Genomic DNA, 9102 nt, shown 5'->3' with positions numbered 1-9102 from the left:
CCAACTCCACGGCTTGGTGCTTGAACTCATCGGTGTAGCTACGACGGGTGATACGGGACATAAGGGACCTCCAAGTGCGATCAAAGTATCGCTTCTTGGCGTCCGCTGACGGGGGGCCAGATCAGTCAGCCGCATGGATGCGGCTGCCAAGCCTCCACGGACGGATTCACGGCGTCCCCCGCGAACCCAACCCGCCCCGCCAAGCACAACAGCAATCCAGAGCCGTTTTTGACGTTGCTGTTGCCGTTGCCTGCCGCAGGCAGCGCCCGCGGCCGCCGCCGCAGGAAAACCTTAGATCTTCTTCGCCAGCGACTCGGCCAGACCGGTGTAGCTGCCCGGGGTCATCTCCAGCAGGCGCTGCTTCGCATCCGCCGGCAGCTCCAGCCCCTGCACGAACGCACGCATCGACTCGGCCGTGATGCCCTGGCCACGGGTCAGCGCCTTCAGCTGCTCGTACGGGTTCGGCAGGCCATGGCGGCGCATCACCGTCTGCACGGCCTCGGCCAGCACTTCCCAGGCCGCGTCCAGATCCGCATCCAGGCGCTGCGGGTTCACCTCCAGCTTGCCCAGGCCCTTGGCCAGCGAATCCAGCGCCACCTGGCTGTGGCCGAACGCGGTGCCCAGCGCACGCAGCACAGTGGAATCGGTCAGGTCACGCTGCCAGCGGCTGATCGGCAGCTTGGCGCTGAAGTGCTCGAACAGGGCGTTGGCGATGCCGAAATTGCCTTCCGCATTCTCGAAGTCGATCGGGTTGACCTTGTGCGGCATCGTCGACGAGCCGACTTCGCCTTCCTTCAGGCGCTGCTTGAAGTAGCCCAGCGAGATGTAGCCCCAGATGTCGCGGGCCAGGTCGATCAGGATGATGTTGGCGCGGCGCGCGGCATCGCCGATCTCGGCCACGTTGTCGTGCGGCTCGATCTGCGTGGTGTACGGGTTGAATACCAGGCCCAGGCCGGTCACGAAGCGCTCGGCGAAGGCCGGCCAGTCCACGTCCGGGTAGCTGGCGATGTGGGCGTTGTAGTTGCCGACCGCACCGTTGATCTTGCCGGTCAGTTCGACCGCGGCGATCTGCCGGCGCTGGCGTTCCAGGCGAGCGACCACGTTGGCCAGTTCCTTGCCCAGGGTGGTCGGCGAGGCGGTCTGGCCGTGGGTGCGCGACAGCATCGGCTGGCCGGCCTGGGCGTGGGCCAGGGTGCGCAGCGTGCTGGCGATGCCGTCCAGGGTCGGCAGCAGCACTTCACGGCGGGCCTGTTCCAGCATCAGGCCGTAGCTGAGGTTGTTGATGTCTTCGCTGGTGCAGGCGAAATGCACGAATTCCAGCGCCGGGGCCAGCTCGGAATCGTCCTTCAGCTGTTCCTTGATGAAATACTCCACCGCCTTGACGTCATGGTTGGTGGTGCGCTCGATCTCCTTCACACGCGCGGCCTGGGCCGGGCTGAAACGGGCGGCCAGCGCGCGCAGGCGGGCGACGGCGGCATCGGAGAACGGGGCCAGCTCGACGATGCCCGGCTCGGCGGCCAGGGCCAGCAGCCATTCCACCTCGACCGTGATGCGGGCCTTGATCAGGCCGTACTCGGAGAAGATCGGGCGCAGGGCGTCGACCTTGCCGGCATAGCGGCCATCGAGCGGGGACAGGGCGAGCAGGGCGGAATCGGACATGTCGGCAGGGCTGGGACGAGCGGCGGGGGCCATATTCTACGACGTGCCGGGCAGGCGTGCCCTGTAGAGCCGAGCCTACGCTCGGCTGCTCCGGGTAATCCAGCGCCCACGGGCCAGCCGAGCGCAGGCTCGGCTCTACAACACGGCCCTGCGGACGGAACGTTCTGGCCCGTCCTCGTCATCCCACGCTGCGGGCAAGGGAGTATCGTTGGCGCAGCCGCCAGCCCGGGAAGCGACACCCTGCCAGCCGCCGCTTCCCTTTCCCCAACTGAAGTAGTGCGGAGTTGATGCAATGAGCAAAGCTGCAAGCAAGGGTTTCAGAATCGAACACGACAGCATGGGCGAGCTGCAGGTGCCTGCAGACGCCCTGTGGGGCGCGCAGACCCAGCGTGCCGTGCAGAACTTCCCGGTGTCGGGCCAGCGCATGCCGCGCGGTTTCATCCGTGCCCTGGGCCTGGTCAAGGGCGCCGCCGCCGGCGTCAACGCCGAGCTGGGACATCTGCCGAAGTCTGTGGCCAAGGCCATCCAGGCCGCTGCTGCCGAAGTGGCCGCCGGCAACTGGGACGCGCACTTCCCGATCGACGTCTACCAGACCGGTTCGGGCACGTCGTCGAACATGAATGCCAATGAGGTCATCGCCACCCTGGCCAACCGTGCTGGCACGTCCGGCAAGACCGTGGTGCACCCGAATGACCACGTCAACCAGGGGCAGAGCTCCAACGACGTGATCCCGACCGCATTGCGCGTGTCGGCGGTGCTGGCCACGCACGAACAGCTGCTGCCGGCGCTGGTGCACCTGCGCAAGACTCTCGACAAGAAGGGTCGCAGCCTGCGCAAGGTGGTCAAGACCGGCCGTACCCACCTGATGGACGCGATGCCACTGACCTTCGAGCAGGAGTTCGGCGCATGGTCGGCACAGCTGGCCTCGGCGCAGGAGCGCATCGAAGACAGCCTCAAGCGCGTGCGCCGCCTGCCGCTGGGTGGCACCGCCATCGGCACCGGCATCAACGCCGACCCGCGTTTTGGCGCGCAGGTAGCCAAGGCACTGAAGCAACAGACCGGTTTCAAGTTCGACAGCGCCGAGAACAAGTTCGAAGGCCTGGCCGCGCAGGATGATGCCGTGGAACTGTCGGGCCAGCTCAATGCACTGGCCGTGGCGCTGATCAAGATCGCCAATGATCTTCGCTGGATGAACGCCGGTCCGCTGGCCGGGCTGGGCGAGATCGAACTGCCGGCACTGCAGCCGGGCAGCTCGATCATGCCGGGCAAGGTCAACCCGGTGATTCCGGAAGCGACCGTGATGGCCTGCGCGCAGGTGATCGGCCACCACACGGCAATCACCGTGGCCGGACAGACCGGCAACTTCCAGCTCAACGTCACCCTGCCACTGATCGCGGTGAACCTGCTCGATGGCATCGGCCTGCTCGCGAATGTGTCGCGGCTGCTGGCCGACAGCGCGATCGCCGGGCTGAAGGTGCGCGAGGACCGCGTGGCCGAAGCGCTGGCGCGCAATCCGATCCTGGTTACTGCACTGAACCCGATCATCGGCTACGAGAAGGCCGCGGCCATTGCCAAGCGTGCCTACAAGGAACAGCGCCCGGTGTTGGACGTGGCACTGGAAGACAGCGGGCTGAAGGAGGCCGAATTGCGGCGCCTGCTGGATCCGACCGCACTGACCGCAGGTGGCATCCAGGCTGGCGGTGGTGGCGCCGGCGGTTGATCTGCTGGTTGTAGAGCCGAGCCCATGCTCGGCTCAGATTCCGGGCAGTAGCCGAGCATGGGCTCGGCTCTACAAAAGGAAACGCCGCCCTGGGGCGGCGTTTCTGCTTCAGCGACGGTCGGCGACGATGTTGCCGAACGTGTCGGTGTAATCCTTGAACTCGGGGATGCGCTGGATCAGGTCCGCCGGAATCACTTCCATGCCCTCCGGCGGCTGGATCTTCACCGGTTGCATGTTGGGATCGGCCGGGGCGGCGACCAGGGTGTTCTGGCGCAGCACCTGCAGCCTGCCGAACATCGTCTGCAGCATCTGCTTCTGCCCCTGGTCCAGCGGGATCTGGATCTCGTCCACCTTCATCGTGCCATCGCCGAGGATGATGATGTTCGGTGCCGGCGGGCGACGCACGGTCACCATGCCTTCGCTGACGGAAATCTTTGGCTTGCCGCGCTCGGCGCGGTGGTTGCGGTAATCCTTGTCACAGCCGACCAGGCCCAGGCAGAGCAGGGCGGCCAGCAGCAGGAACAACTTCTTCATGGCATTCGGTTCGGGGGCGTCCGGGGCCGCCATTGTAAGCCGGTCGGCACGCTACGGACGGCAGCGGGGCGCCGCTGCCGGCCGGGTGCGCTGATCTGTCACAGGCCTAGCGCTGGACCACGGTGTCCTTGCCGCAGTCGTCGACGTCACTCTGGTCCATCGTTGCGTAGGGCTTGAACGCCGGCAGCTCACGCGCCAGTGCCTGCTGGCTGGCCAGCATCGCCGGCATGCGGTTGCAGATGCGCTTGGCCTGGGCCTCGATCTTCTCGGCCTCGGCGTTGATCCGCTTCTCGATGCCTTCGCTGTCGCCGCTGAAAATGCCCTTCAGCGCTTCGCCGGCAGCGCTGGCGCCGAGCTTGGCGCCAGCCAGGCCGACATCCATGCCGTCCATTGCAATGGCGACGACGTGGCCGCGATATTCCAGCAGCCGTTGGCGCTGGGTTTCGTTGGCCGGCACGTCCTTGCCGTCGATCAGCAGGTGGCCATCCGGGGTGATCTCGGCACGCGGCTGCTTGTCGGCCGAGATCTTGATGTTGCCCTGAGTGATGTCCTTGCGGGCATCGTCCATGGCCTCCTTGACAGTCTGGCCGACCCCGCTGGTCGCGTCGGCCACGCTTTTGCCGACGGTGGTATCAGGCGTGGAGGACGTGCCGCCGCAGGCGATCAGCGGCAGACACAGCAGGGTGGCAGGCAGCACGCGCAGCAGATTCATGGCAGTTTCCTCGATCGGTCAGGTAGCGGTTACTTCTTACGGGGCAGGGTGACGGCGCCGCTGACGTTGCGGTGGCCGACATCGCCGCTGCCGCTGTGGTCGACGGTCAGGCTGCCGCGCACGCCATCGACCTGGATGTCCCCCGATCCGTGGCTGCGTACATGCACATTGCCGCCGATGTCGGACAGATCAACATCGCCCGAGCCGACCACACCGACCTCGACGTTGCCTTGCACGCGCTTGAACCCGATGTCGCCGGAACCGACCGTGTCCAGTCGTGCGTTGCCGCGGACATCGCTGATCTTCAGGTCACCCGAACCGACAGTGCCGGTGACCGCATCGCCACCGATGTTGCGCACCTTGACGTCGCCGGAACCCAGCGAGAGCAGGTTCAGCGAACTGCCGCCGTCAATTTCCAGGTCGCCCGAACCCACCGCTGCATGGATGCTGCCGCGGGTGCCACGCACGATGGCATCACCAGATCCGACGTCCACGCTCAGCGATTGTGCATTTTCCACACTGGCATCGCCGGAGCCGACCTTGAACTGCAGCGGCAGGTTGTCCGGCACGCTGCCACGGATGTCCAGCCAGGCATAGCTGTTGCCCAGGCTGATGCCGCTCTGGCGGCCGTCGCGGCGCAGGCTCACCACCAGCTTGTCGCCCACCTTGCGCTGGTCCAGTACCAGCTGCTCCAGCCATTCCTGGCTGGACGCGCAGGCGCGGCCGTCCAACTGGCCGCCGCCGGCGCTGGCGACCACCTTCAGGTCATGCTGGTTGACCTCGAATACCACCGCTTTGGCACCGGCCACGTCCAGCTTCAGCGCGCGGGCAGCGGTGAACTTGCAGTTCGGAGCATCGGCGGCCAGCGCCGACAGCGGCAACAGCAACAACGCAGAACAGGCGAGCAGGGAACGCATGGGTGGTGCCTCCGGGTGGATGGAATCAGATCTCGCCGGCGCGCTTGCGCAGACGGATGGCAAGGACGATGAACACGGCGCCGACGGCAGCACCGATCCACAGTTCCGGCATCGCCAGTGACTTCAGCTGCGAGGCCGGCGACATCAGGCTGACCACCGATTCGAGGTCGCGACGCGTGCCTTCCTCGGCGCTGAGGCGATACACCAGGTCCGTGCCCGGTACGCCGCCCAGCAGCAGCCGGCCAACGATGTTCTGCCAGAACCAGCCCGTGGTCAGGCCGATCAGCGGCATCACCTTGGTGGTGCTGACGATGACGCCGGCGAACAGCGGCAGCATCACCGCCCACAGGAACGGCTTGCTGCGGGCCCAGGCCGAGCACAGCAGCAGCCAGCCGGCGGTGGGCAGGGCCCACAGGGCGTAGACCGGGATCCAGGCCAGGTGGCCGGCGGCCAGGGTCAGCGGGCTGGCCGGGCCCCAGATCAGGGTCATCGGGCTGCCGCCGTGCATCAGCGCGACGATGCTGATCACCAGCATGAAGCCGAACATGGTGATGATGCCGGCGATCACCGCGATCAGTGGGGCCACGATCAGTGCGCTGATCACCTTGGACAGCACGGTCTGGGTATCCGACAGCGGCAGTGACTTCCAGAACAGGATGCTGCGGTCGCGGCGGTCGTCGTACAGGGCACCCAGGCAGTAGAAAAACACCACGAAGGCCAGTACCAGGAACGGCCAGGCCGAGCTGAGCACCAGGGTCAGGTCGAGGCCGTTGCCAAGGTCAGCCAGGTCCTTGGCACTGATGTCGCGGGTCAGCAGGGCCAGGTCCAGGCCGTTGATGTTCACGTCTTCGCCGTCGATGTGCAGGCCACCATCACGCGCGGCCCGGTGCAGGGCGAACAGGCCGAAGGCGATGCCGACGGTGCTCATCACCAGCGAGATCAGGCCGGCGATCAGCGGTGCATACAGGAAACCGCCACGGTTCTCCCAGTACTCGCGCTTGAGCAGCCAGCGCAGGGTGCCCATCGGGCTGACGGGGTGGTTGACGGCATTCATGCGTAGGTCCCCTTCATGATGGCGACGAACAGATCGGCCAGGCCCGGGCTGCGGGTCTCGCCAAGGGTGGAGAGCTGGGCGCGCGGCACGCCATCGAACAGCATCACGGTCTTGCCGAACGCCAGGCTGCGCTCGTCGATCGGCTTCAGCGCACGTGCGGTCTCCAGCTGGTCGGCGTTGACCAGCAGCTCGGTGTAGCGCTGGCCGACATCGTCCATGTCCGCGTCGAGCACGATGCGGCCATCACGGATGAACATGACGTCGCTGAGGATGTGCTCGATCTCTTCCACCTGATGGGTGGTGACGATGATGGTCTTCTGTTCGTCGAAATAGTCCTCCAGCAGGCGCTGGTAGAACTCCTTGCGATAGAGGATGTCCAGGCCGAGAGTGGGCTCGTCCAGCACCAGGATGCGGGCGTCGATGGCCATCACCAGCGCCAGGTGCAGCTGCACGATCATGCCCTTGGACAGTTCGCGCACGCGCTGCTTCGGTTGCAGCTTGGTATTGGCCAGGAAGCGCTCGCAGCGGGCGCGGTCGAAGCGCGGGTGGACGCCGGCGACGAAGTCGATCGCCTCGCGCACCTTCAGCCAGCGCGGCAGCACGGCGACGTCGGCGATGAAGCAGATGTCATTCATCAGCTCGTCGCGATGCAGTCGCGGATCCCGGCCGAGCACGCTCAGGTCGCCTTCCACCGAGGTGAGGCCGAGGATGGCCTTCAGTGCGGTGGTCTTGCCGGCGCCGTTGGGGCCGATCAGGCCGACGATGCGCCCGCTCGGAATGCTGAAGCTGGCGTTGTCGAGGGCTACCGTGGTCCTGTAGGCCTTGCGCAGGCCTCGCGCGGTGATGACTGGTTCGCTTGCAGTGCTGTTCATCAGACGTTCCCCTGGGGCAGCAATTCGTCAAGGCTCAGGCCCAGGCGCTGGATGCGCTCCAGCACCGCGGGCCATTCTTCGTTGAGGAAGCGCTCGCGCTCGCTGCTGCGCAGCTGCGTGGCCGCCTGCTCGGTCATGAACATGCCCAGGCCGCGGCGCTTCTCGACCAGGCCTTCATCGGCCAGTTCCTGGTAGGCGCGCGAAACGGTGATGGGGTTGAGTTGATAGTCGGCGGCCACCTGGCGCACCGAAGGCAGGGCATCGCCCGGCTTCAGGATTCCGTCGAGCATCATGGCGATCACGCGCTCCTTCAATTGACGGTAGATGGGAGCGCCGTCGCTCCACTGGATGTCGCTCATGTTCAGCTCCGTGGGGTCAGCGGCTGGGCGAACGAGAAATACGGCATGGACAGGGAGCTGTGCAGCCGACGCGGGGGAGAGGGGGAGGAAGCGGCGTTCCCGGCCGGTGCAGCGTTCGCATCCTGCGCACTGTCGGGAGAGGCGGGGGTGGTGGGCGTGGCCAGCCAGGCCAGCACGATCAGGGTCGAAACAGCAGCGGCCGCGGGGGCGGTGAGGTTGCGACGGATGCGGGCGTTCATGGCTTCCCCCTGTCTCAGGTGACTGGTGTTGTATGCAACTATAACACCGGCACGCCTGGGTGCAAGCCCCTGCCGTCCCCAACTGATGGCAGGGGTGGTCAAATTGCTGAAATATCCACTTATCCATTTGATTGGAAAGGGAAATAAATTTGATGTAGGGGCTGATCCAGTTCCGCCTGCCATTCAGTGTTGTCCATGCTATGTCATCACTGTGCCGTCGTTGGTAAGGCCAGCGGGAAGACGCCACGCCGCGCAAAGCCTCTGGCGCTTGCCGCAACAAGGGGGGGGGGCGGGGGCGGTGCTATAGTTCGGCCGATTCCCGGCCGCTACCGGCCGGCCCTGTGAATGGCTACCGCGGACCGCTCTCGATGCCCCTGCCGACCGTTATCCCGCGCCGCCTGCGCGGCCTGTCCCTGCTGACCCTGCTGGTGGCCGGCCTGGCCGGTTCCGCCCATGTGCTGGCGGCCGATCTGCTGGACCTGGAGTACCGCCCACTGGCGAGCAAGCAGCAGGTCAACCTGCAGCAGCGCTACCACGGGCAGGTACTGCTGGTGGTCAATACCGCAAGCAAGTGCGGCTATACCCCTCAGTACGAAGGCCTGGAGGCGCTGCAGAAGCGTTATGCCGGCCGCGGCTTTGCCGTGCTCGGTTTCCCGTCCAACGATTTCAAGGGCCAGGAGCCCGGTGACGAAAAGCAGATCCAGGATTTCTGCACGCTCACCTATGGCGTCAGGTTCCCGATGTTCGAGAAGGTGCATGTCGTCGGTGCACAGGCGACGCCGCTGTACCAGAGGCTGACCGCGGCCACCGGCGTGGCGCCGGGCTGGAACTTCCACAAGTACCTGGTCGGCCGCGATGGCAAGGTCATTGCCCAGTTCGCCAGCAAGGTAACGCCGGACGATCCGCAGCTGACCGCCGCCATCGACAAGGCGCTGGCCGCAGCCGCCACGCATTGATATCCGGCACGGATGCCTCGACATCGACGGCATGCGTGCGACAATGTTTCTTTTCGCGCCGACGTCGGCGCCCAGACACT

The 9102-nt window shown here is 66.0% G+C and carries 10 protein-coding genes; 2 read left to right on the top strand and 8 right to left on the bottom strand.

Annotated elements, in window-relative coordinates; genetic code table 11:
* Positions 1 to 291: 291 nt before the first annotated feature.
* Positions 292 to 1659, bottom strand: a complete 1368-nt coding sequence (purB, locus tag AB839_RS15890; protein ID WP_061480103.1) for an adenylosuccinate lyase — start codon at positions 1657 to 1659, stop codon at positions 292 to 294.
* Positions 1660 to 1951: 292 nt separating this feature from the next.
* On the opposite strand from purB, the gene AB839_RS15885 reads away from it, so the two are divergent.
* Entirely contained in the window at positions 1952 to 3379 is a 1428-nt protein-coding gene (locus tag AB839_RS15885) for a class II fumarate hydratase (protein ID WP_061480102.1), read from the top strand.
* Between the two features lie 108 nt (positions 3380 to 3487).
* On the opposite strand, the gene AB839_RS15880 is transcribed toward AB839_RS15885, so the two are convergent.
* The 7 genes from AB839_RS15880 to AB839_RS21270 all read right to left on the bottom strand — a co-directional run bounded on the left by AB839_RS15880 (position 3488) and on the right by AB839_RS21270 (position 8066).
* Positions 3488 to 3913: a hypothetical protein gene (locus tag AB839_RS15880; RefSeq protein ID WP_061480101.1), complete on the bottom strand. Its 426-nt coding sequence runs from the start codon at positions 3911 to 3913 to the stop codon at positions 3488 to 3490.
* Positions 3914 to 4019: 106 nt separating this feature from the next.
* Positions 4020 to 4625: a hypothetical protein gene (locus AB839_RS15875; RefSeq protein ID WP_061480100.1), complete on the bottom strand. Its 606-nt coding sequence runs from the start codon at positions 4623 to 4625 to the stop codon at positions 4020 to 4022.
* Between the two features lie 29 nt (positions 4626 to 4654).
* Entirely contained in the window at positions 4655 to 5542 is an 888-nt protein-coding gene (locus AB839_RS15870) for a DUF4097 family beta strand repeat-containing protein (protein ID WP_061480099.1), read from the bottom strand.
* A 25-nt stretch (positions 5543 to 5567) separates the two neighbouring features.
* Positions 5568 to 6596: an ABC-2 transporter permease gene (locus AB839_RS15865; RefSeq protein WP_061480098.1), complete on the bottom strand. Its 1029-nt coding sequence runs from the start codon at positions 6594 to 6596 to the stop codon at positions 5568 to 5570.
* On the bottom strand, positions 6593 to 7468 hold the full coding sequence (locus AB839_RS15860; protein WP_061480097.1) for an ABC transporter ATP-binding protein: 876 nt from the start codon (positions 7466 to 7468) through the stop codon (positions 6593 to 6595). Before AB839_RS15860 ends, AB839_RS15865 begins: the two co-directional genes overlap by 4 nt.
* The gene (locus AB839_RS15855) at positions 7468 to 7827 is read right to left on the bottom strand and encodes a GntR family transcriptional regulator (RefSeq protein WP_005417481.1); all 360 of its coding nucleotides are present in this window, start codon (positions 7825 to 7827) and stop codon (positions 7468 to 7470) included. The genes AB839_RS15860 and AB839_RS15855 overlap by 1 nt, the downstream gene beginning before the upstream one ends.
* A gap of 2 nt (positions 7828 to 7829) precedes the next feature.
* Positions 7830 to 8066: a hypothetical protein gene (locus AB839_RS21270; protein ID WP_072168169.1), complete on the bottom strand. Its 237-nt coding sequence runs from the start codon at positions 8064 to 8066 to the stop codon at positions 7830 to 7832.
* A 368-nt stretch (positions 8067 to 8434) separates the two neighbouring features.
* On the opposite strand from AB839_RS21270, the gene AB839_RS15845 reads away from it, so the two are divergent.
* Positions 8435 to 9022 (top strand): glutathione peroxidase, encoded by a 588-nt coding sequence (locus AB839_RS15845; RefSeq protein ID WP_061480095.1) that lies wholly within the window; start codon positions 8435 to 8437, stop codon positions 9020 to 9022.
* The last annotated feature ends 80 nt before the right edge of the window (positions 9023 to 9102 follow it).

The sequence above is a fragment of the Stenotrophomonas sp. DDT-1 genome, assembly GCF_001580555.1.
In the GTDB taxonomy this organism is placed as follows: Bacteria; Pseudomonadota; Gammaproteobacteria; order Xanthomonadales; family Xanthomonadaceae; genus Stenotrophomonas; species Stenotrophomonas sepilia.
This window is presented reverse-complemented; position numbering and strand designations above follow the sequence as displayed.

Bases quoted from the DNA above. Each gene is read 5' to 3' on its own strand.
- AB839_RS15845 (WP_061480095.1), top strand. From the start codon at position 8,435: ATGCCCCTGCCGACCGTTATCCCGCGCCGCCTGCGCGGCCTGTCCCTG.
- AB839_RS15875 (WP_061480100.1), bottom strand. From the start codon at position 4,625: ATGAATCTGCTGCGCGTGCTGCCTGCCACCCTGCTGTGTCTGCCGCTG.
- AB839_RS15885 (WP_061480102.1), top strand. From the start codon at position 1,952: ATGAGCAAAGCTGCAAGCAAGGGTTTCAGAATCGAACACGACAGCATG.
- AB839_RS21270 (WP_072168169.1), bottom strand. From the start codon at position 8,066: ATGAACGCCCGCATCCGTCGCAACCTCACCGCCCCCGCGGCCGCTGCT.
- AB839_RS15870 (WP_061480099.1), bottom strand. From the start codon at position 5,542: ATGCGTTCCCTGCTCGCCTGTTCTGCGTTGTTGCTGTTGCCGCTGTCG.
- AB839_RS15855 (WP_005417481.1), bottom strand. From the start codon at position 7,827: ATGAGCGACATCCAGTGGAGCGACGGCGCTCCCATCTACCGTCAATTG.
- AB839_RS15860 (WP_061480097.1), bottom strand. From the start codon at position 7,468: ATGAACAGCACTGCAAGCGAACCAGTCATCACCGCGCGAGGCCTGCGC.
- purB (WP_061480103.1), bottom strand. From the start codon at position 1,659: ATGTCCGATTCCGCCCTGCTCGCCCTGTCCCCGCTCGATGGCCGCTAT.
- AB839_RS15880 (WP_061480101.1), bottom strand. From the start codon at position 3,913: ATGAAGAAGTTGTTCCTGCTGCTGGCCGCCCTGCTCTGCCTGGGCCTG.
- AB839_RS15865 (WP_061480098.1), bottom strand. From the start codon at position 6,596: ATGAATGCCGTCAACCACCCCGTCAGCCCGATGGGCACCCTGCGCTGG.